General features: G+C 49.5%; 21 protein-coding genes and 1 tRNA gene. 4 read left to right on the top strand and 18 right to left on the bottom strand.

Annotated features, from left to right (window positions below; translation table 11 throughout):
* The 16 genes from HUN05_05130 to HUN05_05055 form a co-directional block, all read right to left on the bottom strand.
* Positions 1–1425, bottom strand: a complete 1425-nt coding sequence (locus HUN05_05130; protein WDP84604.1) for an efflux transporter outer membrane subunit — start codon at positions 1423–1425, stop codon at positions 1–3.
* A gap of 278 nt (positions 1426–1703) precedes the next feature.
* Complete coding sequence (locus HUN05_05125) at positions 1704–2498, bottom strand: MBL fold metallo-hydrolase (protein ID WDP87935.1); 795 nt, start codon at positions 2496–2498, stop codon at positions 1704–1706.
* Positions 2470–4566, bottom strand: coding sequence for a polyribonucleotide nucleotidyltransferase (pnp, locus tag HUN05_05120; GenBank protein WDP84603.1), 2097 nt, complete (start codon positions 4564–4566; stop codon positions 2470–2472). The genes HUN05_05125 and pnp overlap by 29 nt, the downstream gene beginning before the upstream one ends.
* 223 nt (positions 4567–4789) lie before the next feature.
* Positions 4790–5059, bottom strand: coding sequence for a 30S ribosomal protein S15 (rpsO, locus tag HUN05_05115; protein ID WDP84602.1), 270 nt, complete (start codon positions 5057–5059; stop codon positions 4790–4792).
* A gap of 143 nt (positions 5060–5202) precedes the next feature.
* Positions 5203–6123 (bottom strand): tRNA pseudouridine(55) synthase TruB, encoded by a 921-nt coding sequence (gene truB / locus HUN05_05110; GenBank protein ID WDP84601.1) that lies wholly within the window; start codon positions 6121–6123, stop codon positions 5203–5205.
* A 23-nt stretch (positions 6124–6146) separates the two neighbouring features.
* The gene (rbfA, locus tag HUN05_05105; GenBank protein ID WDP84600.1) at positions 6147–6530 is read right to left on the bottom strand and encodes a 30S ribosome-binding factor RbfA; all 384 of its coding nucleotides are present in this window, start codon (positions 6528–6530) and stop codon (positions 6147–6149) included.
* Between the two features lie 8 nt (positions 6531–6538).
* Positions 6539–9400, bottom strand: a complete 2862-nt coding sequence (gene infB, locus HUN05_05100; GenBank protein WDP84599.1) for a translation initiation factor IF-2 — start codon at positions 9398–9400, stop codon at positions 6539–6541.
* 64 nt (positions 9401–9464) lie between these two features.
* The gene (gene nusA / locus HUN05_05095; GenBank protein ID WDP84598.1) at positions 9465–10862 is read right to left on the bottom strand and encodes a transcription termination factor NusA; all 1398 of its coding nucleotides are present in this window, start codon (positions 10860–10862) and stop codon (positions 9465–9467) included.
* 17 nt (positions 10863–10879) lie between these two features.
* Positions 10880–11356 (bottom strand): ribosome maturation factor RimP, encoded by a 477-nt coding sequence (locus tag HUN05_05090; GenBank protein ID WDP84597.1) that lies wholly within the window; start codon positions 11354–11356, stop codon positions 10880–10882.
* Between the two features lie 160 nt (positions 11357–11516).
* A tRNA-Gly gene (locus tag HUN05_05085) sits at positions 11517–11592 on the bottom strand.
* Positions 11593–11673: 81 nt separating this feature from the next.
* A complete protein-coding gene (locus HUN05_05080) occupies positions 11674–14115 on the bottom strand; it encodes a phenylalanine--tRNA ligase subunit beta (GenBank protein ID WDP84596.1) in 2442 nt (813 codons plus the stop codon).
* Position 14116: 1 nt separating this feature from the next.
* Positions 14117–15124, bottom strand: a complete 1008-nt coding sequence (gene pheS, locus HUN05_05075) for a phenylalanine--tRNA ligase subunit alpha (GenBank protein WDP84595.1) — start codon at positions 15122–15124, stop codon at positions 14117–14119.
* Positions 15125–15144: 20 nt separating this feature from the next.
* Positions 15145–15501, bottom strand: a complete 357-nt coding sequence (gene rplT, locus HUN05_05070) for a 50S ribosomal protein L20 (GenBank protein WDP87934.1) — start codon at positions 15499–15501, stop codon at positions 15145–15147.
* A 108-nt stretch (positions 15502–15609) separates the two neighbouring features.
* Positions 15610–15807 carry a 50S ribosomal protein L35 gene (gene rpmI / locus HUN05_05065; GenBank protein WDP84594.1) on the bottom strand — a complete coding sequence of 66 codons (198 nt, stop codon included), beginning with the start codon at positions 15805–15807 and terminating at the stop codon, positions 15610–15612.
* A 120-nt stretch (positions 15808–15927) separates the two neighbouring features.
* The gene (locus HUN05_05060) at positions 15928–16455 is read right to left on the bottom strand and encodes a translation initiation factor IF-3 (protein WDP84593.1); all 528 of its coding nucleotides are present in this window, start codon (positions 16453–16455) and stop codon (positions 15928–15930) included.
* Between the two features lie 96 nt (positions 16456–16551).
* Complete coding sequence (locus HUN05_05055; GenBank protein WDP84592.1) at positions 16552–17076, bottom strand: nucleoside deaminase; 525 nt, start codon at positions 17074–17076, stop codon at positions 16552–16554.
* Positions 17077–17207: 131 nt separating this feature from the next.
* On the opposite strand from HUN05_05055, the gene HUN05_05050 reads away from it, so the two are divergent.
* From HUN05_05050 to pta, 3 genes are all read left to right on the top strand, one after another.
* On the top strand, positions 17208–18293 hold the full coding sequence (locus HUN05_05050; GenBank protein WDP84591.1) for a deoxyguanosinetriphosphate triphosphohydrolase: 1086 nt from the start codon (positions 17208–17210) through the stop codon (positions 18291–18293).
* A gap of 16 nt (positions 18294–18309) precedes the next feature.
* Positions 18310–18888 (top strand): hypothetical protein, encoded by a 579-nt coding sequence (locus tag HUN05_05045; GenBank protein ID WDP84590.1) that lies wholly within the window; start codon positions 18310–18312, stop codon positions 18886–18888.
* A 95-nt stretch (positions 18889–18983) separates the two neighbouring features.
* Complete coding sequence (pta, locus tag HUN05_05040; protein ID WDP84589.1) at positions 18984–21113, top strand: phosphate acetyltransferase; 2130 nt, start codon at positions 18984–18986, stop codon at positions 21111–21113.
* On the opposite strand, the gene HUN05_05035 is transcribed toward pta, so the two are convergent.
* Positions 21114–22139: a nitroreductase gene (locus HUN05_05035; GenBank protein WDP84588.1), complete on the bottom strand. Its 1026-nt coding sequence runs from the start codon at positions 22137–22139 to the stop codon at positions 21114–21116.
* 153 nt (positions 22140–22292) lie between these two features.
* Entirely contained in the window at positions 22293–22895 is a 603-nt protein-coding gene (locus HUN05_05030) for a TetR/AcrR family transcriptional regulator (GenBank protein WDP87933.1), read from the bottom strand.
* A 222-nt stretch (positions 22896–23117) separates the two neighbouring features.
* Here HUN05_05030 and HUN05_05025 point away from each other — a divergent pair, with 222 nt between their 5' ends.
* Positions 23118–23327: a dodecin domain-containing protein gene (locus HUN05_05025; GenBank protein ID WDP84587.1), complete on the top strand. Its 210-nt coding sequence runs from the start codon at positions 23118–23120 to the stop codon at positions 23325–23327.
* The last annotated feature ends 70 nt before the right edge of the window (positions 23328–23397 follow it).

Here is a 23397-nt window from a genome sequence, read left to right as displayed (position 1 = left end):
TTACTCCGCTCCAATGGCAGGGGTCACAGTCTTGTTCTCTGGCAATTGCCACCCGATTGTCCTGTACAGGACGATTTTCTCTTTCACCAGGTTGGCATGTTCACTGACCAGCTGGCGTTCCAGCCGTTCAATACCCACCCAGGCCGTCAGATAGTTCAAATAACTGGTTTGGCCGTTAAGATACTGAACCCGGGCATCTTTCAGGGTCAGCCGGGCTGCATCAAGCTCCTGGGTCAGCCGCTCAATATACTCCTTTTGACGCCGGATCCCCACCAGGCTGTCCTCTACCTCTTTGATGGCCCGGGCCACAGTACGGGCATAAAGATGAATCAGCTCGTCCATTTTTGCCCGGACCCGTTTAACTTCGGCCTGTCTAAGACCACCGTCAAACAAGGGGCCGGCAAAGGCGGCCCCAAGGCTTGCCACCCAGTTTTGAAATAAAAGGTCCAGACTGCCGCTGGAAAAAAGGGCTGCTGCAGACAGGGTAAACGAGGGCAGAAGATCCGCCTTTGCCGCCTCAACATCAAAAACGGCCGACAAAAGCCTCACCCGGACCGCCCGGATATCAGACCGGTTCGCCAAAAGATCGGCAGGCAGGCCCGGCTCTGCCGGGATCATCCCTGTTGGCAGTTCCTGGGTAGACACCTGGACAGGGACTCCCGGGGGGGTGCCCATTAAAAATCCAAGGGTATTCAATAATTCAGAGGCTTCTTTTTCCAGCAGGGGCACAAGGGACAAGGCCTCGGCCAAGGCTTCCCGCTGCTGGGACACGTCCAGGGCACTTGCCTTTCCATGGAGGAACCGCAATTTTTGAAGATCAAGGTGGGTGGTGTTGATTTTGATCTGGTTTTCCAAAATTTTTTTCCGGGATCTTACAGAGATAAGATTCACCCAGGTCTGGGCAATCTCAGTCGACAGGGTCAAGGATGCATCTTTTAAATCCTGGTTGGCCGCCTCAAGGGCCAGGTTTTTTGCCTCGACACCTGCCCGGGCCTCTCCCCAGAGATCCACGGTATACGCCCCTGTCAATGATCCGTCCCAGGAATGGCTGCCCGTGTTGGAACGGGTTTGACTGTTTTTTATCCGGGTCTGTTTTTTATCGCCTCCCAAAGAAAACCCCAGGCTTGGTTTTAATTGGGCCCTTTCCTTTTCAAGACTTGCCTCAGCCTGGGAAATCCGGGCCTTGGACACATTTAAATCATAATTTTTATCCAACCCCATTTGGATCATAGCGTCGAGTTCCGGGCTGTTCAGCGACTGCCACCATTCCTGGATAAGGGGAAAATCGTCTGGATTTTCTGCCCGGGCTGAAAAGGTCTCAGGCACCTCAAAGGTGAGTTGGGGCACAGGTTCCGGGTCAAGGGTTTTACACCCGAAGCTCATCAACAGACTGCCCAAAATAAAATAAAGGGTTAAACGTGACATTCCACCATTCCTGAAAAGTTCAACTTTCAATACAAAAAACCTTTTACCCTTCTCAACACCGCATTGAAATAAAAAATAATAAAAAGCAAGGTCCGTGCCGTATTTCAACCCTCTTTTATAATCCATTTAAATCTAAAAGCATATATTAATTTGAACCAGATATCCTTGGAAAACAAGAGACCCTGGTCTGGGTAAATTTTACACAGGCGGATCATTGCGGCGGGTAAAAAAGAAACACCCCGGGTCAGGGTCATTCCAACAGGCACCAAGGACAAAAATTACAGGTGGATCATCTTTCCGGGCCGGTCCGGGCCTGCCACGTACAGAGCCGTGTCATTACCGTTCAGGCCTTTTCTCACTTCATGGGCAGCCTTGTCCGGGCAATTGTTCTCTTCGCTGAGGTGGGCCAGAATGAGATGATCCAGATCCTGGTGAAGGAGTTCAGCCACCAGATCTCTTGTTTCCTGATTGGAAAGATGACCGGTCCTGGATTTGATCCGCTGCTTAAGATGCCAGGGATACCCCCCGTTGACCAGCATTTCAGGATCATGGTTGGACTCAAGATAGAGGAGGTTGGAAAGACTTAAATGATTTTTCACCAGGTTGGTGGCAATCCCTAAATCCGTGGCAATACCTATTTTTTTCCCGTTGTAACTCAAGGTAAAGCCCGCAGGATCCTTTGCATCATGGGAAATGGAAAAGGGATTAACAATGATATTTTCGATCTCAAACGCAGTTCCGCACTCAAAAAATTGAAGGTGCTCAATTTTACCCAAGGATTTACAGGCATGGAAGGTTTGAGGGGTCAGGTAAACAGGGATATCAAACCTGCGGCTCAATATCCCTGCCCCTTTGACATGATCGGTATGTTCATGGGTGATGATGATGGCTTTCAGTTGTTCTGCAGACTGGCCGACAGCTTCAAGCCGCCTTTGCGTCTCAATGCCTGAAAGCCCGGCATCAACCAACACGGCTGTATCCTGTGTGGATACAAATATGGAGTTCCCCCGGCTGCCGCTGGCCAGGGGACACAGGCTGAAAGATTTATTCTTTTTCGGCATCTTTCTTTGCAGCTTTATAGCTGAGTTTGATCTTACCGTCCCGGTTAATGTCCAGCACTTTAACCTTGATGACCTCGCCTTCCTTGACAACGTCGGTGACTTTTTTCACCCGATAATCGGCCAGCTCTGAAATATGCACCAGGCCGTCAGTACCGGACTTGATATTAACAAAGGCACCAAAGTCGGTAATCTTGACCACAGCACCCTCGTAGATGGTGCCGATCTCAGGATCCATGGCAATGTCTTTGACCATGGCAACGGCCTTGGCAGAATCTTCTTCATTTTCCGCTGCAATCTTGACAATTCCGTCGTCATTCACCTCAAGGGTGGTGTTGGTGTCGGCCTGAATGGCACGGATCACCTTGCCGCCAGGGCCGATGATATCCCGAATCTTGTCCTTGTGAATCTGGACAGAGACAATCTTGGGCGCATGGGGAGAGACCTCGTCTCTTGATTTATCAAGGGTTTCAAGCATTTTATCCAAAATATGAATCCGGCCGCCATTGGCCTGGTTCAATGCGGTTTCCATGATCTCCTTGGACAGTTCTTTGATCTTGATGTCCATCTGAAGGGCAGTGATGCCTTCTCTGGTTCCGGCCACCTTGAAGTCCATGTCTCCGAAATGATCCTCATCCCCGAGAATATCGGAAAGGACAGCGGTTTTGTCCCCTTCTTTCACCAACCCCATGGCAATACCGGAAACCGGGGCCTTGATGGGCACCCCGCCGTCCATGAGGGCCAGGCATCCTGAGCAGACCGTGCCCATAGAGGAAGATCCGTTGGATTCCATGACCTCACCCACCAAACGAATGGTGTATTCAAACTCTTCGGGAGTGGGAAGGACACGGGCCAATGCTCTGTGGGCCAAGTTGCCGTGACCGATATCACGTCTTGAAGGTCCGCCGGCCCGTTTGACCTCTCCCACTGAATAGGGAGGGAAATTATAATGAAGCATAAAGGCCCGGGTCATATTGCCGTCGTTCAGGGTTTCAATCCGCTGCTCGTCCATGCCTGAACCCAGGGTCAGAATGCCCAAAACCTGGGTTTCACCCCGGGTAAAAAGAGCTGAGCCATGGGGTCTGGGAAGACATCCTGCCTCGCAGGCAATATCTCTGATCTCATCAAAGGCCCGGCCGTCAATACGTTTGTCCTCGGTGAGAACAATCTTCCGGGACACGGCTTTAATGGTCTTGCCAAACACCTCTTTGATCTCTTTGATCTGTTCGGGATATTGGTCTTCAAAATGGGCAACCACCTCTTCTTTCAAGGCGCGTAATGCACTTTGACGTTCAATCTTGGTCTTGACCTGAACGGTCTCGTGGATCTTGTCCGCGGCAAAGGCTTTAACCGCTTCGGCCAGGGCTTCATCACGTGCCAGGGGAATAAATTCGCGTTTTTCTTTGCCCACGGCAGCCTTGAGTTCTGCCTGCAGCGCAATGGCCGGCCGCATGGCTTCATGGCCGAAAAAGATGGCGTCGAGCATATCTTTTTCAGACACGATATTTGCCCCGCCTTCAACCATGACCACCCCGGTTTTAGATCCTGCAACCGTAAGGTCGATATCAGACTCTTCCATCTGGGCAGGGGTGGGGTTGGCAATGAATTCACCGTCGACCCGACCCACCTTGATGCCGGCAATGGGACCGTTAAAGGGAATGTCTGAAATTTCCAGAGCGGCAGACGCACCGATCATGGCCAGAATGCCGGGTTCGCACATTTTATCCGTGGACATGACCGTGGCAATGATCTGGGTTTCAAAATTATAATCATCTTCAAACAATGGCCTGATGGGCCGGTCAATGAGACGGGCGTTCAGAGTTTCGTTTTCAGAAGGTCTGCCGATCTCCCTACGGAAATAATTGCCCGGAATTCTGCCGGCTGCATAAATTCTTTCCTGGTAGTCAACAGAGAGGGGCAGAAAACTGATCTCTGCCTTGGGGTCCTTGGATGCAACGGCAGTGACCAGAACAATGGTCTCTCCGTATTTCACCACAACAGAGCCTGAGGCCTGTTTGGCGATTTTATCGGTACTGATGGATAATTCTTTGCCGCCGATTTCGGCTGATACGATCTTTTCCATAATTTCTCCTTAATGGATAATAAAAAAGGCGGTTTTTTGGAAAAAGATACTTTCAGGATCATAAACCCGCATATTTACCATCAAACTCCGTGAAAAAAAATCGGATTGATTTGATAGCAAAGATGCGAACTTATTTGAAAGCCTTTCCAAAAGCGCCGCCCGCTGCAAATAAAAAAAGCCGGTTTTTGACCCAAAACACGCCAAAAACCGGCTTAAGGTCATCTTACCTTCTGAGTCCGAGTTTCTCGATCAAAGAACGGTATCTGTTTATGTCTTTTTTCTTAACATAGTCCAGCAGGCTTCTACGCCGACCGACCAGAATCAAAAGACCCCGTCTTGAATGATGGTCTTTTTTATGGGTTTTCAAATGGTCAGTCAGGTAACTGATTCTATGGGTTAAAATGGCCACCTGGACTTCGGGTGATCCGGTGTCTGACTCGTGGAGTTTGAATTTTTCAATCATCTCCTCTTTGTTCTCTGCTAATAAAACCACTGTAACACTCCTTTATTTGGAATAAATTAAACCTGGTATTTGTATGGCTGACTTTTGAATGGCCTCTTATCCAATATTCCATTCAGAATCAAGGCGCATAATCAGCCAACATACCATCACAATAAACCTAATATATTTACCAGTTAACTGCTGAAAACGCAACAATATTTATAAGAACGCCCGGATGTTTCCGGCTGGACCACGGCCAGAAGGGTGCCGTTTACGTCCACCACGCGAATATAGGGGGCGCTGTCCCCTGATTCGGACCGAACCTGATCAAAGCTGAGTTTCTGTCCAAATTTGATTTTCCCGGCCATTTCATCATCCGCCTCAATCACAGGCAGAAAATAAAGGCAGTCAGACATGGAAACGATTCTTGAATTAATATCTGATCTTTCCATGGTTTCAAGACAGGGCAGGTCTATGGCATCCTCGATCCGAAAATGGCTTGAGCGGGTCCGGCAAAGGCCGGACAGATGGGCACCGCATCCCAGGCGCCGGCCAATATCATAGGCCAGACTTCTGATATAGGTGCCGCCAGAACAGGCCACATCCAGATCAAACACCGGCAGGCCGCCGGAGGTCTGTTCCAATTTTTCTGCCCTGATTTTATAAATCTCAACCGGTCTCGGGGGCTTTTGAATCATCTTGCCCTGGCGGGCCAGCTTGTACAGGGGCTGCCCCTTGTGCTTTAATGCTGAATATGCCGGTGCCACCTGCTCCTGGGCACCGAAAAAACCTGAAACCACCTGTTGAATCGTGTCAAAATTGATTTCGGCAAGCAGGCTTGGATCAACCTGGGCTGTGACCTTTCCGGTGCAATCATAGGTATCGGTCTCAGCCCCGAGGGTTATCCGGGCATGATAGGTTTTGCTTCCGTCCAGAAAAAATCTTGAAATCCGGGTGGCTTTCTGAACGGCAATCAAAAGCACGCCTGTGGCAAAGGGGTCCAGGGTACCGGTGTGACCGATTTTTTTTACGCCGAGAATCCGTTTAAGACGTCCGACGACCCCGGCCGAGGAGAGGCCTTCGGGTTTATTTACAACAAGGATGCCGTCTTTCATTGGATGAGTTGAAACTTGATCTTTTATCGGTCTGTATCCGGGCTGGGGTCCTGTCTGTTGTCCCCTTTGGTTGCCGCATCAATCAGGGCATCCATTCGGGCGGCTTTGTCAAAGGAATCATCATGGACAAACCGAAGATCAGGCATGAATTTCAGCCCCAGCTTCGGGGCAATGCTTTTTTTGATGAATCCCTTGGATTTCTTAAATCCGTCCAAGGTTTCCCGGATCCTGTTTTTATCTCCGAATACGGTAATATACACTTGTGCCACCCGAAGGTCCGGGGTGAGTTTCACCCCGGAGACCGTGGCCATTTCAAGCCTGGGGTCCTGCATCTTTTTATTCATCAGCTCGGTAATGGCCATCTGGATCTTGACCGAAATGCGTTCGGCACGCGAATAGGGCTTCATTTTATCTGCTAACCCTTATACTTTCTTTCTTCGACTTCATAACATTCTATGGCATCGCCGACCTTAATGTCATTATATTTTTCAAGGCCGATACCGCACTCAAATCCCTGGTCCACTTCTTTGACATCATCTTTGAACCGGCGCAGGGAGGAAAGCTCTGTATCGCACTTGATCACGCCGTCACGCAACAGCCTGACCTTTTTGCCCCGGATCACCTTGCCCTCTGTGATGGCACAGCCTGCAATGGTTCCCATTTTGGGAACAACAAAGGTATTCCTGACATCGGCACGGCCAATGATAATTTCATGGAAGGTTGAAGGCATCATACCGTCAAGGGCCGCCTTGATATCGTTGATCACATCATAGATGATATCATAAAACCGCATGTCCACATTTTCATCCCGGGCCAAGTTACGTATCTGGGGATTGGGACGAACGTTAAACCCGATGATAATGGCATCGGAAACAGCCGCCAGAGCCACATCTGATTCATTGATGGTGCCGGCACCCGAATGAACGATTTTAACATCAACCTCATCCTTGGCAAGATCTTTGAGAGAATCGTTCAAGGCCTCAATAGACCCCTGAACATCAGCCTTAACAATAAGCTTGAGCTCTTTTATCTCAGCGGAACCCAGGTTTTCAAACATCTTTTCAAGGTTGGCCCGGCTCTTTTTGGCCAGTTCCTTGGCCCGCTGTTTTTGCATCCTATGGCCGGCAATCTGCTTGGCATCTTTATCAGAGGCCACAGCAATAAATTCATCACCTGCGTCCGGCACCCCGGTCAGCCCGACAATTTCAACCGGTGTGGAAGGGCCTGCCGCTTCAATCCGGCTGCCGGAATCATCGATCATGGCCCGGATACGGCCTGAATGAAGACCGCAGACAATGGGATCACCATCTTTAAGGGTTCCCTGTTTGACCAATACCGTTGCCACAGATCCCCGGCCGGTATCCAGCCTGGATTCCACAACATAACCAAAGGCAGACCGATCCGGGTTGGCTTTGAGTTCAAGCACTTCGGACTGAAGAATGACCATCTCGAGCAATTCATCAATGCCCTCTCCGGTTTTGGCAGAAACCTTGACAAAGATCACGTTTCCGCCCCAGTCTTCGGCAAGAAGATCGTGCTCGGATAACTCTCTCATAATCCGGTCGGGATCAGCCCCTGCCTTGTCCATTTTATTGACTGCAACCACAACCGGCACAGATGCGGCCTTGGCATGGTTGATGGCCTCAATGGTCTGGGGCATGCAGCCGTCATCGGCAGCCACCACCAGGATAACAATATCCGTGACCTTGGCCCCCCTGGAACGCATGGCCGTAAACGCGGCATGACCCGGGGTATCTAAAAAGGTAATCCGCCCGCCATTGGGCGTCTGCACATTATAGGCACCAATGTGCTGGGTAATACCGCCGGCCTCACCCGAGGTGATCTTGGATTCCCGGATGACATCCAGAAGCGAGGTTTTACCATGGTCAACATGACCCATGATGGTCACCACCGGAGGACATTCCACCAGATTGCCCGCATCTTCTTCCTGGGCCGCAGGCGAACTGATCAGCGCTTCTTCTTCAAAGCTTGCCTTTTCCACTTCAAATTCGAACTCAGCCGCAACCAAAGAGGCTGTGTCATAATCAATGGTCTGGTTTACCGTGGCCATAACCCCCATGCCCATGAGCTTGGCAATCATCTCATTGGCTTTGATGCCCATACGTTTGGCAAGTTCTGCCAGCTCAATGGCCTCATCAATTTTAACCCGTCGTTTGATGGCCTTGGGTGTTGTAATCTGGGTTTTCTGAAAGTTGCCTTTTTTGCTCCGGTTATCTTTTCTGCCGCGTTTCTTGCGGCCCCGGCCTCTATAAAGGGCATCACCCTCAACCACGGATTTTTTCTTACGCCGTTTCTTTTTAACCGACCCGGGTCCTGATGCAGGCGGCAAATCCTTGCCCCATGTTTTTTTCCGGACCTCTCCGCCGGGTTCGGGCGGCACCGCCATATTCGGCCTGGACGCCCCCGGGGCCGGCCGGGTATCCCTTGGCGGCCGACTATCCCTTACGGGCCTGCGGCTGGGTCCATCCTGTCCGCCTCTTGAACCGTTGTGGCGTTTATCTTCGGAGGGCTTCATCCGTTTGAGATTTTCCAATACCGCCGGATCCGCCACCCGGACAATTTTTGCCGGGGTTGATTTTTTCTTTTTCTTTTTCTTTTTAACCTGGTTATCGTCTGTATCCTCAGGCGAATCTGCAGGTTTTTCATCTGCTTCAGAGGCCTGGGGTTCTGGCGTTTTTGATGATTTTGCTTCACCCTTGGGCTCAGCAGCATCAGAAACCTCTTGGGTTTTCTCAGAAGGGGTCTCGACCGAAACATCCGCTGCTTCAGGTTCTGTTTTTTCAGGCATTGGCGCGGACTTTTCAGATTCCGCTTTTTTTTCAGGTTCCGCAATGACCGGTTTAATAATCTTTGCAGGCTCTGCTGCCTTGACCTTTTTTTTGGCCGACCGCTTTTTCACAACAGGTTTTTCAGCCTCAGGTTCTATCACCTTTTCAGGTTCGACCGGTTCTGCCGATAGCTCATCGGTCTGGGGAAGGTCCTCATCAATTAAATCTTCCTCCCCGGCTTCATCTTCTAAAGGCAAATCCGTATCAACCTGTGTTTTCCGCCTGCGGATCACTGAGGGTTTAACCTTTACATCGCTTTTTTGTTTCTTTTTTCCGAACATGCTTCCTTTAATCGCGATGACAGCGCTATCTTCCAGAGAACTCATGTGGCTTTTTACTTCGATTTTCAGTTCCTTCATCTTGTTGAGAAGCTGTTTATTTGTCATATTCAGATCTTTAGCCAACTCATATACTCTGACCTTCGCCATTCGTTGCCCCCAGTAATCCTCTTTTAATAATTCTAATCGTTTACCCGTCGCTTACCGATGCAACCTAGTCTTCAGTATCTTCTAACGCCGCCTGTTCTTGGGTTGTATCTTCAGGGTTTTCACCCCCCTGGGTCTCTTCAGCTTTTGCAGCCTCTTGTTCAGCCTGATCGGCTGCAGCCCTTTCGATTGCCGCCTTTTCAACGGCCTCCTGGGCTTCAATCCGTTCTGTTTCCATGATCTGGCCTGCTTCCTCAACAACCCCCTGTGCCTCTTCCTGGGAAAGATCCATAATCGATGCAAGATCTTCTACCAGAGCGTCTGCTACATCCAACAAAGAGGAAAAACCGGCTTTAAACAAGACCTCTGCCATGGGCAGTCCCACATTGGACAATTTCATAAGGCTGTCATACCCCTCCTTGACTTCCCGGGAGTATTCCTCTTCAGAGGTCACCTCCAGATGCCAGCCCGTGATTTCACAGGCAAGGGATACATTCTGCCCGCCCTTGCCAATGGCAATGGACAGGTATTCGTCATTGACAATAACCTCCATGGACTGATTATCCTCGTCAATGATCACCCGAGCTATTTCAGCAGGAGACAGGGCATTGCAGACAAAACGTGCAATATCCGGGCTCCACTGAACAATATCAATTTTTTCTCCCCGAAGCTCCTGAACAATACTCTGAACCCGGTTCCCCTTCATGCCCACACAGGCCCCCACAGGATCCACATCTGAATCAATTGAGGAAACCGCAATTTTTGCACGGACGCCCGGCACCCGGGCAGCCCCCCGGATGGAAACGATTCCTTCGGCCACTTCAGGAACCTCTGTTTTAAAAAGCTCAATCAAAAATTCAGGATGGGTTCTGGACAATAAGACCTGGGCCCCTTTCGACTCTTCAAGCACATCCAGGACATAGGCGCGAAGCCTGTCTCCCCGCTTGTAGTTTTCCTTGGGCATCTGCTCTCTTGGCCGAAGCGCGGCATCGGCCTGGCCCAGATTAACAATGATGCTGCCCCGGTCAAACCGCTGGACAATACCGTTGATAATTTTTCCCTTTTTCTGGATAAAATTTTCATACACGGCATTGCGTTCCGCTTCTCTCATCTTTTGAATGATCACCTGCTTGGCAGACTGGGCAGCAATACGTCCGAACTCTTCGGTATCAATTCGAATCCCTAAGGAGTCACCGATTTCACATTCGGGATCATATTCAACCCCTTCGTCAAGGGTCAGCTCGCTGTCGGAATATTCAACCTCTTCAACCACCTCTTTAAAATGGAAGACTTCAACATCACCGCTTTTCTCATCATAATGGACTTCAACATCCGCCCTGGGTCCGATTTTTTTCCTGGCAGCCGAAATGATGGCCTCTTTCAAGGTATTAATAAGAACTTCAGCATCAATTCCTTTTTCACGGCTTACCTGGTCAATTACCCTTTTTATATCTGTGATAAACATGTTAAACGTTCTCCATATTACTGACCTGCAAGCATTGCCTTGGTGATATTAATTGCGGCTATTTCAAGCGTCTTACCATCAACTGCAATAACAACAGAATCATCATTTGTCTTCTCAAGAATCCCGGTGAACTTTTTTTGACCACTGACAGAATCATGAGTTTCTATCCGGACCCGCTGCCCTGCAAACCGGATAAAATCCTCCTTATTGCTCAAAGGGCGGTTGGGCCCAGGTGAGGAGACCTCCAGCCTATAACTTCCGATATCCTCTATATGCACATCAATCAGATCCCCAAGCTGACGGCTCACGGTCACACAATCATTCATGGTGACCCCGGAGGACTTATCCATGTAGAGCCGAACAATCTTATCCCGATTGCTGGTGACACACTCGATATGGACCAGCTCAAGGCCCTCTGCCCGGCACAGAGGCTGGGCCACGGCATAAATCCGATCTTCAAGCCCGCCAAAATCTTTTTGTCTGATAAATCCCATATCCAGCTGCAACCTCTTTTTTATACTTTCCACAAACACAAAAACGGGCAGATGCCCGTTCCTAATTAGTACCACTTTCAACAAAATCCTTGCCAGTCAGGCTCAGATTGTACTTTTCCTCTTCAAATGGAACAAACCTGCCATTCCATATCCCAAAATATGGAGCGGGCAACGAGGCTCGAACTCGCGACATCAAGCTTGGGAAGCTTGCACTCTACCAACTGAGTTATGCCCGCATCAGCGGAACAATATAACAAGGCATATTCCTTTTGTCAACACCCCTTTTAAAGATCTGCCCTGCCCGGCAGGATCAAGTCTTAACCGGGCAGACTGGCGTCAAAGGTCTCCAGAATCCGGCTGGATAAATTGGTGTGAATTTTTTTGACATTTTTTTCGGTCAATGTCTTGGTTGCTGATCTGTACACCACCCTGAAAGAGAGGGATTTTCTATCCTGGCCAATGGCCTCCCCTTCAAACAGGTCAAACAGGAAGAAATCTTCTATCAGGCCCTGTTTTTTTGAAAAAATATCAATATTATCCAGAATAGCACCCACTTCAACCCCTTGATCCACAATAAAGGTCATGTCCCGGGAAAGAGAGGGAAACTTCGGCAACGGCTGGGCCTGAACAGATTCAGGCATCACCTCAAGCAAAAGGGATACATCCATGTCAAAGACAAAGGCATCCTGTTTCAGGCCATAGGCCTTGAGTACCCGGGGATCAATCTTCCCCAGTGCGCACAGGGTTCTTCCGTCCTTGACCGCAAGGGCCCCATACCCGTCTTCAAAATAAGGGCAGGCTTGATCCTGGATTTTGGCATATTGAACATCTGTGACAAAAAGCTCATCCAAAAGGCCCTGGACCACCCCTTTGAGATCGAAAAAATCCAAACCTTCTTTTTTGGAATACCAGGTCTGATCTTCACGGTTTCCGGTGATAAGCCCACCCAACATCTCAACCTCACGGGGCTGTGCCCCCTGGGTATCGGCATAAAAAACCTTGCCGATTTCAAAAACCTTCAAGGTCTCGGTCTGCTTGGCGGTGTTCCGCCCCATGGTTTCAAGAAGCCCCGGCACAAGGGAGGTCCTTAATACGGAGAGCTGATCTGAAATGGGATTTAAAATCTTAACAACCGATTGTCTGGGATCAGCTTCATCCAGCCCCAGTCGGACACAAGATTCCCCATGGACAAAATTATAATTAATGGCTTCGTAAAATGAAAACCCGGCCATAGCCTGGCGGATTCTGCTTCTGAGCATCAAGGCCGGGTTTAAAACCTTGCCCCGGGCAGGCACCGGAGGGTAACTGGTCTGAATATTGTTATACCCCCAAAGCCGTGCCACCTCTTCTGATAGATCTTCGGGCCTGACCACATCCACCCTGAAACTGGGCACCTTGACCCTGAGCAGGTCATCGTCCATGGCCTCCACCTCAAATTCAACCGAGGTTAAAATCCGGGAAATCTCATCCTTTGAAAATTCTGTGCCCAGACGGACATTCAAAGCCTCAACCTTAAGATCAATTTCGGCTGGTTGAAATTTCAGGGGGTGCTCGTCAATGATTCCCCTGGCAATTTTTGCATCACAGAGTTCTGCCATGAGCGAAACCGCCCGTGTCATGACAAAGAGGGTGCCTTCAGGGTCCACCCCGCGTTCAAACCTGTGGGAGGCATCCGTGGCAATCCCCGTGCGCTTGGCAGTCTTGCGGACGGAAACCGGATTAAAATATGCGCTTTCCACCAACACCCGCGTGGTTGAATCAGAAATTTCAGAATTTTCTCCGCCCATGACACCGGCAATGGCCACTGGTTTTTCACCATCACAAATCATGAGCATCTCAGGCTCCATCTTATGAACCTTTGAATCCAGAGTGGTAAATTCAACGGATGAATCACCGGCCGGCTTTACCACAATTTTCCCCTGGGCCAGATTGTCAAAATCAAACGCGTGAAGGGGCTGGCCGGTTTCCATCATCACAAAATTGGTGACGTCCACCACATTGTTGATGGGGGTGAGACCCACGGACTCAAGCCGCTGTTTCAGCCAAAATGGGGAAGGGCCCACAGTCACGTCAAAGAGCATACCTGCCGTGTACCTGGGGCAAAGTTCTTTATCCTCTATTTTTACACAGACATAATCATTTATGGATTCAGAACCCACACGATCCTGGGGAAAAGAGGCCTCGGGAAGGACAACCTTATTTTGCGGCTGGGTAAAGGCACCCACTTCTCTGGCCACACCAATCAGGCTCAGACAGTCGGGCCGGTTGGGGGTAAGATCGATTTCAAAAACTGTATCTGTCAGCTCCAGAGCCTTTTCCAAAGGCATACCCGGGACCAGATCCCCCTCAAGATCCATGATGCCCGAGGCATCGGAATCCAAAATCAATTCAGCCGCAGAACAGAGCATGCCATGGGATTTTTCTCCCCGCAACTTGCTTTTTTTAATTTTAAAGTCGTTGGGCAGCACAGCACCCGGAAGCGCACAGGCAACATACATGCCCTGCCTGACATTGGGAGCACCGCAGACAATGGGCGCCAACTCAGCTTGGCCGACGTCCACGCCGCAGCAGGTCAGCTTGTCTGCGTTGGGATGCTGACGAGCCTCAACCACCTGACCCACAACCACCTTGTCCAGATAATCAAAAAGGTTTTCAATCGCATCCACCTCTAGACCGGCCATGGTCAGCCTGTCAGACATCTCCTGGGATTCCAGGTCAACGGGGATATATTCGCGCAACCAGCTTAAACTGACTTTCATATTAAAACTGCCCTAAAAAACGTAAATCGTTTTCAAAATATTTTCTAATATCATCAATACCGTACTTGAGCATGGCCATGCGTTCAATGCCCACACCAAAGGCAAATCCTGTATATTTCTGGGTATCATAGCCCACATTTTCAAACACAGCAGGATGGACCATGCCAGACCCTAAAACCTCAAGCCAGCCTGTCTTTGAACAGATCCTGCACCCCTTGCCTTTGCACATGACACAGCGGATATCCACCTCAGCACTGGGTTCGGTAAACGGGAAAAAACTGGGGCGAAACCTCAAAGAGGTCTCTTTGTCAAAAAACTGGTGCACAAATGTGGTCAGCACCCCTTTTAGATCCCCAAAAGAAATATTTTTATCCACCATCAACCCTTCCACCTGATGGAACATGGGGGTATGGGTCAAATCTGAATCACAGCGAAAGACCTTGCCAGGAGAAATAATCCTTACCGGCGGATCTGTTTTCTCCATCACCCTGGGCTGTGACCCGGACGTATGGGTTCTTAAAACAATATTATCAGAAACATAAAAGGTATCCTGCATGTCCCTGGCCGGATGATATTTGGGAATATTCAAGGCCTCGAAATTATAATAATCCGTCTCAACCTCAGGCCCTTCGGCAATATCAAACCCCAGACGCATGAAAATACCGCAGATCTCATCCATCACCTGGGTAATGGGATGGAGTGCACCCCGTACCGCTGGGCGGCCGGGCAGGGTCACATCAATGCCTTCCCCGGTCCCGGCATCCCTATTGTTCAATTCAGCCTCTGCCTGTTTGATCACCTTTTCAAGCTTAATCTTAAGCAGGTTGGCGTCTTTGCCAGCCCCTGGGCGCTCATCCTCAGGAAGGGATGAAATATTACGCAAAAAACCGGTGAGCACGCCCTTCCGGCCCAAAAACCGAATGGCAATCTCATCCAGAGCCTCTTTGGAGCCGGCCGAAGAGATATGGTTCAGGGCCTCTTTTTCAATATCTGAAATATTGTTTTGCAACTTACCCCCAAGACTTTCTTCTAATTGAGTTTGGCAGCAGCCTGGGAAGCCAGCTGGGAAAACCCTGCAGGATCAGTCACTGCCAGATCAGCCAACACCTTACGGTCCAATTCGCATCCTGCAAGCTTCAATCCGTTCATAAAACGGGAATAGGACAATCCGTTCATGCGGGCACCCGCATTGATCCGGACAATCCAAAGCTTTCTGAAATCTCTTTTTTTGGTCCGCCGATCTCTATAGGCATACATCAATGCCTTATCAACCGCATCTGCTGCGGTTCTATACAATTTACTTCTTCCGCCCCTAAATCCCTTTGCAAGCTGAAGTACCTTGTTCCGTCTTCTTCTTGCCTTAAAACCTCTTTTAACTCTCATTATACGTTCACTCCTTTTTAAAACTTCCGGCTTCCGTGACCTTGGCCCGTGACCGGGAATGATTCAAGTTAACACAACAGCGCAGTCAAGCCCCATGGCCGAGCACCGTCCTTAACCGTTGGGCAACAAGCGCCTGACTTCTTTCATGTCGGAACCGTCAATAATCTGATCCTGGCGAAACCCGCGTTTACGCTTGGTGGTTTTCTTGGTCAGAATATGACTGGCATGGGATTTACGGAATTTATATTTTCCGGATCCGGTTTTTTTGAACCGTTTGGCCGCAGCACGGCTCGTTTTAATCTTAGGCATAATACCCTCTCTATTAAGTATTGCAATTACTAAAAACTAAAGGTGGTATACACGCAATATACCACCATACATAAACTAATGTATTCAAACAAAAAGAGACTTAAACCAACAGCAAAGCCCCTATTTGGGACCGAGCAGCATGGTAATGACCCGCCCTTCAAACTTGGGATACTGTTCGACCTGGGCAAACTCTTTGGTCATTTCCACTACTTTCTCCAGCACGGCATTGGCCTGTTCTTTGAGCATGAACTCCCGCCCGCGGAAAACCAATGTAATCTTCACTTTATCATTATTATTGATAAATTTTTCGACGTGCCTGACCTTGGTAGCCAAATCATGATCATCGGTTTTCGGCCGAACCTTGATCTCCTTGATCTGAGAACTTTTCTGTTTTCTCTTGGCCTCCTGTTTTTTCTTGGTCAGCTCGTACTTATACTTTCCATGATCCATTATCTTACAGACAGGGGGCTTGGCATCCGGCGACACTTCAACCAGATCCAGCTCTTGACTTTCGGCAACCCGCAATGCCTCCGCTATGGGCAAAATCCCTACCTGTTCGCCGTCAGAACCGATCACCCTAACTTCATTGGCCCTGATTCCCTTATTCACTCGTGTTTGATCCTGCCTTCCTCGCTTAGATATTTTCACACCTCCTGCCGTGGCAATTAATTAAAATCATGTCAATATAACAAGCATAACCTTAGAAGTATAACGGCACAACCCAATAAAAGCAAGCAAATATTTTCATTCCCCCTTTGTTTGTTTTTGTGCCAGAGTATATGCTTCCAACAGACTCCCCTTCCAGTATAAGTTAGCCTCTTTATTAAAAAAATCATAAAAAAGATCAAGACTTTTTTGACGCAGCACACTGGAAACCACCTTGACCCCGGCATCCCGATAAAGGGGAGGCAAAGCGCTCAAGTCCACACAGGTCCCCCCGCCCATGACATCTTCATAGGCAAAAACAATTGTTTTTATGCCTGAAAGAAGGATGGCAGAAAAGCACATGAGACAAGGTTCCATGGTGCAAAAAAGCACAGCGTCATCGGGTTTGAACACCCCTTCATAGGATTGCAGATGCTTTAGCGCCCTGATTTCAGCATGGTCGATTTCACTGAAAAAAGATGAGGTTCCGGAAGTCCCTGCCCTGGCCCCTTGAGCGATTACCTTTCCATCCTGGACAATAACACACCCCACGGGGAATTGCCCTTGGTCATAGGCTGCCATTGCCTGCTCCATTGCTTTTTCCATAAAAAACTCGTACGTCAAAACCGCCACCTTATTAATACGGGCAAAGATTGCCTGCCCCTTTTATCAATTGTTTGAATTTACCCGGCACTTGCATTTTCCACCAAATCCTGTATTTTAATGAATCTTGATAATTATTCAATGATGATTTTATGAAAGCACTTGAAAAATCAGAAAACGACCTGTGCATCAGAGAAATTTTCCAGCAAAGAGAACAGCAATTTCTTTCTGAATACGGGACACCCAGCGCTTTTGCCCAAAGGCGGCATCCTGAAACGGACACCTGCAACATCCGAACCCCTTTCCAGCTTGACCGGGACAGGATTGTCTATTCCAATGCATTCAGACGACTCAAGTATAAGACCCAGGTATTTCTCTCCCCCCTGGGGGACCACTATCGAACCCGGCTGACCCATACCCTTGAGGTCTCTGAAATCGCCAGAAATATTGCCCGGGCCATGCGGCTCAATGAAGATTTGGCCGAAGCCATTGCCCTGGGCCATGATCTGGGCCACACCCCCTTTGGCCATGGTGGAGAAACCGCCCTCATCCAGGTTCATTCTCCTAATTTTACCCATTCAGACCAGAGCTTGAGAGTCGTGGACGTACTGGAAAACAAAGGCCTGGGCCTGAACCTGACCCGGGAGGTCAGGGACGGAATACTCAAACACTCCAAAGGATTTGGAAACATTATCCCGTCCACCCCCGGAGAAACCGCAATCACCATCGAGGGTCGAATCGTCCGGCTGGCCGATATCATCGCCTACCTCAACCACGACCTGGACGACGCACTCAGGGGAAAGGTGATCAAAATGTCAGATCTGCCGGACATCTGTGTGCGGAAACTGGGAAAAACCCACTCCGTGCGCGCCTCCACCATGATGGAACAGGTGGTATACAACAGCGGCCCCCAAAACGGAGAATTTGTCCTGAACATGGGGAAAGAAACTTTCCAGGCCATGACTATTTTACGCAAATTTCTCTATGATAAAGTATATCGGTCTCCGGCGGTCCACAACGAATTTGTCAAAGCCAAAAAAGTCATTGAAGGACTCTATCATTATTTTATGGAAAACCCCGATACCATGCAGCAGGAGCTGGAAAAAATGGAAATGGCACCATGGGATTCGGGGAAAAACACATTGAAACGGTCGGTGTGTGACCTGATTGCGAGCATGACAGACAGATATGCGCTCAAGCTCTATACCCGACTCTTTTTCCCCAACCCCCTTGTTTAAATCCAGGTACCCAAAGATGCCTAATCATTTTCATCAGCTGTCAGACCTATTTTCAACCATGGATCATGCCTGGGATAAGATTTCAGCCCAATACCAATTCCAATGCCAAGGATGCAAGGATAACTGCTGTTTTTCCCTGTTCTACCACCACACCCATGTGGAAAAAGCATACCTGCTCCATGGATTTAACACCCTGGTCCCCGAGGATCAAAAAGAGATACTCACCCAAGCTAAATCCTATTGCAAATCCACTTTTTTCAAAGATGAAAACACCTGCAAAAAAGCCCCTGAATCCCAAAAAATTCCATGCCCCCTGCTCCTTGACGGCAAATGCAGGCTTTACAAGTTCCGCCCCATGATCTGCCGGATGCACGGACTGCCCCATGAAATTCACAAACCCGGCGTTCCCGTGATCAAAGGACCTGGCTGTTCTGCCGGCCAATTTGACACAAAGCCCTATGTCCCCTTTGACCGCACCCCGTTTTACCGCCAGATGGCCAAGGTTGAAATGGACTATCGGTATGCAACAGGTAAAACCCAAAAAATCAAACTGACCATTGCACAGATGCTCGTCAATGAAGAGACCCGCCATTGAATCACAGATTCAGCTATAAATTTAACACTTCCCGGGACATATTGAAATTTCTTGTCCCGGCCTTGACTCTGTAAACATTTTCAGGAGAAATATCCATGTCGAATGGTTTATATATTACCGCTACCGAAGCCGGATCAGGAAAATCCGCCATTGCCCTGGGGGTGATGGAAATGCTGTTCAGAAAACTGGACTGCATCGGTTTTTTCAGACCGATTATACGAAAAACACCCCAGGAAGGACTGGACCAGGACATCCAGCTCATGGCCACCCAGTTCAACATCAACCTGCCCTACGAAAAAATGTACGGCATCACCCAGGCTGAGGCCGACAGCCTCATCACCCAGGGGAAAAAAGGGGAAGTTCTGGAAAAAATAATTGAAAAGTACAATGATGCCAGGCAGCATTGCGAGTTCATCATCTGTGAAGGTACGGATTTTGTATCTTCTTCTGCCGGGGTGGAATTTGACATCAACGCCACCATTATCAACAACCTCTCCTGCCCGGTCCTCCTGGTGGCCGATGCCTTTGAAAAATCAATGGAAGAAATATCCATGCTTGCCGGCCTCACCCTCAACTCCCTTGTCAGCAAAGGGTGTGATGTCATCGGCACCATCATCAACCGGGCCGCACCTTCGGATACCGGCAAAATCATTGACCATCTCAAGGCAACCAACCTTTTTAACCGGCAGTTAATCTATACCGTGCCCCAGGAAGAGGTGCTTGACAAACCCACCCTTAAAGAGGTGGCCCAGGCCCTGGACGCCAAGGTCCTCTGCGGACACAAACAGCTGTACCGTCATGCCCGCCAGTTTACCGTGGCGGCCATGCAGCTGAGAAATCTCTTAACCCGGATTTCCCACGGCACCCTGATCATCACCCCGGGCGACAGGGCAGACGTCATTGTCGCCTGCATGGCCACCCTGAGTTCCCGATCCATTGAAAATATCTCTGGTATTATTCTGACCGGCGGCCTCACCCCGGAAGATTCGGTATGGGATCTCATCCAGGGTTTTTCCGGCATGGTGCCGCTGCTGAGCGTTGAAGACGACACCTTTCAGACGGCAGTACGGGTGGAAAAACTAAAAACCGACATTTCTCCTGATGATCAGCGCAAAATCACCCGGGCCCTGGCACTATTTGAACAGCACGTTGATACGGATAAACTCTCAGACAAGGTGATCAAAACAGATTCAACCATTGTCACCCCAAAAATGTTTGAATACGACCTGATTCAAAAAGCCAGGGAATTTAAAAAAAGAATCGTCCTGCCCGAAGGGACCGAAGACAGGGTATTGCTTGCCGTGGAAACCCTGCTGAGGCGTGAAATCGTAGAAATCACCCTCCTTGGCAACCCCAGAAAAATCAAGCGCAAAATCAACAAGATGGGTCTGCGCATGGGAAAATTTGAAATCATTGACCCCCTGAACTCTTCCCATTTAGAGCCCTACGCCCAAACCTATTATGAGTTAAGGAAGCACAAGGGCATGACCATTGAAAATGCCCGGGACCAGATCTGCGACGTCAACTATTTCGGCACCATGATGGTCCAGATGGGCCATGTAGACGGGATGGTGTCAGGATCGATCCACAGCACTGCGGCCACCATCAAGCCGGCCTTTGAGATCATCAAGGCTAAACAGCGCTCCACACCGGTTTCCAGCCTCTTTTTCATGTGTTTGTGGGACAAGGTCCTGGCCTACGGGGATTGTGCCGTCAACCCGGATCCAGATGCCCGGGAGCTGGCCGAGATTGCCATAACCTCGGCAGAGACCGCAGGCATATTCGGCATTGAACCGAGGATTGCCATGCTCTCCTATTCAACCGGTACTTCTGGCAAAGGAAAGGATGTGGACAAGGTCAGAGAAGCCACGGACATGGTCAGACAAAATCAAAGGGGCCTGCTTGTGGAAGGCCCCATTCAATACGATGCGGCCGTAGACCCCCACGTTGCCAAAACAAAACTGCCCGACTCTCCTGTGGCAGGAAAAGCCACCGTATTAATCTTTCCTGATCTGAACACCGGAAATAATACATACAAGGCGGTTCAGCGGTCTTCGGGAGCCGTGGCTGTCGGCCCTGTACTCCAGGGGCTGAACAAGCCCGTGAATGACCTGAGCCGGGGCTGTCTTGTGGCGGACATCATTAATACCGTTGCCATCACTGCCATCCAGGCCCAGGAAAAAGACCGTCTCAGCCAGCCAAAACCCCTGGACATCATAAAATAATCAGACCAAAAACCAATGCACCGGCCGCCTTAGACTGACCGGATCAGGATACTGATCCAGATACCCCACCCGGAGCATGAACTGGGGAACCATGGATGCATCGTGGTTCTCTTGAATGGTTTTTTGACCATGGGGCTCTTCCAGAGACTGGGTCATGGGGTGGATACCGATATTTCTTTCCCGGGCCAGCAAGGCCATGCGCTGGAATCTGCGGCCGGTATCTATCAGGTCGGCCACCGAGTTTCCGCGGCTTGTAATCACCACCCATCCACCACCCTGACCCGCCTGGGCGGCCACCTTTTCAACCGCCTTTTTCCGCCAGGTTTCACCGGTTACATCCCTGGATTTCATAAAGGTTCGCACCCCCCATCCAATCACACCGTTGATCTCCATTCCGTCCGTGGTCAATCCGTCCCTGAATTTCTTGGCATCACGATCCGACAGCCGTGTCCAAAACGCCGCCTCTTCCATGGCCGCTTTATTTTCAAATTGGCGTTTAAAATTTTCCACGGCCGACTCGGCCATAAGCCGTCCATGGCCGGAGTTCCGGGGGAAATAATAAAACCCGTCTCCAACCGCTTTGTTAAAGGCTTTAATATCAGCGCTGCCGATCTCCCCAGGCTTCAAGTTGGACTTGACCGTTCTCCTGAGTGTAATCCGGGACAAGGAGGCCTGGTTTGGAACAATAGCCAAAAGCCTGACACGGGCAAGGTCCTGGTCAAACCGACTCCGGCCAATCACCTTAACCCGGGGATCATACCCGTAACTTTTTGCCGCCTGAACCAGGTTTTCCAAAAACGCACCAATGGACAATAACATCTCACGGTTTTCCGGATCCACCACCTTTAAGCCTCTTTTTTGATCCGCCCCCACCACCCACTCACGGGGATCGTTAATCCGGACACACCAGGGCTGGCTGTTATGACCGCTTGGCGCAAGAGAGGCATGGTAAAGTATTGCCCATTCCTTTGGACCAAGACCTTTTTGCTGCAGCCCCCGGCCACCCGGCGGCAATGAAGAATCCATCAGGGTTTGCCGAAAATTCCTCCCACATCCGGTGATTGTCTGGCCTGCCCCCAAAAAAAGAGCGGCCGCCGCCATATTCTGCTTTAAAAACATCCTTCTGTTCATACGCCCCCCTATTTGTCACCTATCAGTGACTTTTTAAAACAAAAAAAATCAGGACAGATTTATCCTGTTGAAATTTACAATCCCCTTGACAATGGTTTCGACGCCCGACTGAATCCGTTCCCAGTCTTCATCTGTGGTAAGTCCAAGACCGCCGTATACCTCAATATGGTCTGAACGGATCAACAGATAACTCAAGGCAGCCCCGACCAGCATCATACCGGTCTGAATCTGATCTGCGTTCTGATTTGTCCTAAAAAAAAGCTTGAAAAACTCCAGAATACTTTTTTCCCTGACCGCTTCAAGCTCCCGGGTCAGGTCGTTGACCTCCACCATTTCCCAGGCCATGATATTCAACGTCACCGGCCGCTTTCTTAAGGCTGAAATAAAATACCGGGAAAAAGAAGAAAGCCTTTTTTCCAAAGAGAGCCGGGAAAAGGCTTTGATATCTCCTCCGGCCATTTCCAGGGCAGAGGGCCAAAAATCGCCCTCCTTTCCAAAGGCGGCAATCAGACCGGGCAGCCCCCCAAAATACCGGTAAATCAATACCTTATCCACCCCTGCCTCCCGGGCAACGGCATTGACGCCGATCCCCTTGAACCCTTCTCGGCCAAGGATGCTGCCCACAGCAGAAATCAGCCTTTTTCTAGTGATCATTTTATCCCGGATAACAACCGGCGCTTTCTTGTTCATGTCCGGTTAATATCACCATGCGGTGACATTTGTCAACCCATGCCGCGGCCCTTCTGTTTGACACCCGGGCAAATCTTATATAATCTTAACCATTCCGATCTGTTTTCAGTCTCAAAAACATCACATCTTCAGTTTCCCTATACCGTCCGTATAATTTAATTTTTTATGTTTAAGGAGGTAATCATGGGTGAAAGTGTTTACAAAATTATCGATCTTGTGGGATCCAGCCCCACATCCTGGGAAGATGCTGCTGCAACCGCCATTGAAAAGGCAAGCTCTTCTTTGAGGGACTTGCGCATTGCCGAGGTCAATAAACTGGATATCAAAGTTGAAAACGGCAAGCCCGCCCAGTTCAGGGCCAGTTTAAGGGTGTCATTCAAATACCAGGATTAACCGCCGCAAAAAGGGCCTGGAAATTTTAACCATTTTTCCAGGCCCTTGTGCATTTACTTGGCGGCAAAAC

Source organism: Desulfobacter sp. (genome assembly GCA_028768545.1).
GTDB lineage: Bacteria > Desulfobacterota > Desulfobacteria > Desulfobacterales > Desulfobacteraceae > Desulfobacter.
This window is presented reverse-complemented; position numbering and strand designations above follow the sequence as displayed.

Bases quoted from the DNA above. Each gene is read 5' to 3' on its own strand.
- nusA (WDP84598.1), bottom strand. From the start codon at position 10,862: ATGTTTATCACAGATATAAAAAGGGTAATTGACCAGGTAAGCCGTGAA.
- infB (WDP84599.1), bottom strand. From the start codon at position 9,400: ATGGCGAAGGTCAGAGTATATGAGTTGGCTAAAGATCTGAATATGACA.
- truB (WDP84601.1), bottom strand. From the start codon at position 6,123: ATGAAAGACGGCATCCTTGTTGTAAATAAACCCGAAGGCCTCTCCTCG.
- HUN05_05130 (WDP84604.1), bottom strand. From the start codon at position 1,425: ATGTCACGTTTAACCCTTTATTTTATTTTGGGCAGTCTGTTGATGAGC.
- rbfA (WDP84600.1), bottom strand. From the start codon at position 6,530: ATGAAGCCCTATTCGCGTGCCGAACGCATTTCGGTCAAGATCCAGATG.
- HUN05_05090 (WDP84597.1), bottom strand. From the start codon at position 11,356: ATGGGATTTATCAGACAAAAAGATTTTGGCGGGCTTGAAGATCGGATT.
- pta (WDP84589.1), top strand. From the start codon at position 18,984: ATGTCGAATGGTTTATATATTACCGCTACCGAAGCCGGATCAGGAAAA.
- HUN05_05035 (WDP84588.1), bottom strand. From the start codon at position 22,139: ATGGATTCTTCATTGCCGCCGGGTGGCCGGGGGCTGCAGCAAAAAGGT.
- pnp (WDP84603.1), bottom strand. From the start codon at position 4,566: ATGGAAAAGATCGTATCAGCCGAAATCGGCGGCAAAGAATTATCCATC.
- HUN05_05045 (WDP84590.1), top strand. From the start codon at position 18,310: ATGCCTAATCATTTTCATCAGCTGTCAGACCTATTTTCAACCATGGAT.
- HUN05_05050 (WDP84591.1), top strand. From the start codon at position 17,208: ATGAAAGCACTTGAAAAATCAGAAAACGACCTGTGCATCAGAGAAATT.
- HUN05_05025 (WDP84587.1), top strand. From the start codon at position 23,118: ATGGGTGAAAGTGTTTACAAAATTATCGATCTTGTGGGATCCAGCCCC.
- HUN05_05080 (WDP84596.1), bottom strand. From the start codon at position 14,115: ATGAAAGTCAGTTTAAGCTGGTTGCGCGAATATATCCCCGTTGACCTG.
- rpmI (WDP84594.1), bottom strand. From the start codon at position 15,807: ATGCCTAAGATTAAAACGAGCCGTGCTGCGGCCAAACGGTTCAAAAAA.